The organism is Pseudomonas sp. SWRI77 (assembly GCF_014269105.1).
In the GTDB taxonomy this organism is placed as follows: Bacteria; Pseudomonadota; Gammaproteobacteria; order Pseudomonadales; family Pseudomonadaceae; genus Aquipseudomonas; species Aquipseudomonas capeferrum.
Genome location: NZ_JABWRV010000066.1, coordinates 1 through 718, shown reverse-complemented (window position 1 = coordinate 718; position 718 = coordinate 1). Strand labels below are relative to the sequence as shown.

Genomic DNA, 718 nt, shown 5'->3' with positions numbered 1-718 from the left:
GACTGCGGGTCGTTGGGCACGGCGTTCTTGTTGACGGTGATGTGCGCGCGGCCCAGGGCGGCGTCGGCATCTTTACCGGTGAGGCCCTGGCGGATCAGGCTGACCAGGAACAGGTGGTTGTCGGTGCCGCCGGACACCACGTCGTAGCCGCGGTCGATGAACACCTGGGCCATGGCCTGGGCGTTTTCGATGACCTGCTGCTGGTAGCGCTTGAACTCAGGCTCCAGCGCTTCCTTGAAGCACACGGCCTTGGCGGCGATGACGTGCATCAGCGGGCCACCCTGGGCGCCTGGGAATACGGCAGCGTTGAGCTTCTTCTCGATCGCTTCGTTGGACTTGGCCAGGATCAGGCCGCCACGTGGACCGCGCAGGGTCTTGTGGGTGGTGGTGGTGACCACGTCGGCGTACGGCAGCGGGTTGGGGTACAGGCCAGCGGCAACCAGGCCGGCGACGTGGGCCATGTCGACGAACAGCAGCGCACCGACCTTGTCGGCGATGGCGCGGAAGCGTGGGAAGTCGAGGGTCTTGGAGTAGGCCGAGAAGCCGGCAACAATCATCTTTGGCTTGTGCTCGACTGCCAGGCGCTCGACTTCGTCGTAGTCGATCAGGCCGGTGTCGGTGTTGATGCCGTACTGCACAGCGTTATACAGCTTGCCCGAAGACGACACCTTGGCGCCGTGGGTCAGGTGGCCGCCGTGGGCCAGGCTCATGCCCAGGA

The 718-nt window shown here is 65.2% G+C and carries 1 protein-coding gene; it reads right to left on the bottom strand.

What is annotated here, in order from left to right; genetic code table 11:
- The coding region (gene glyA / locus HU766_RS25960) for a serine hydroxymethyltransferase (RefSeq protein ID WP_186661851.1) at nucleotides 1–718 on the bottom strand (718 nt) is incomplete at both ends.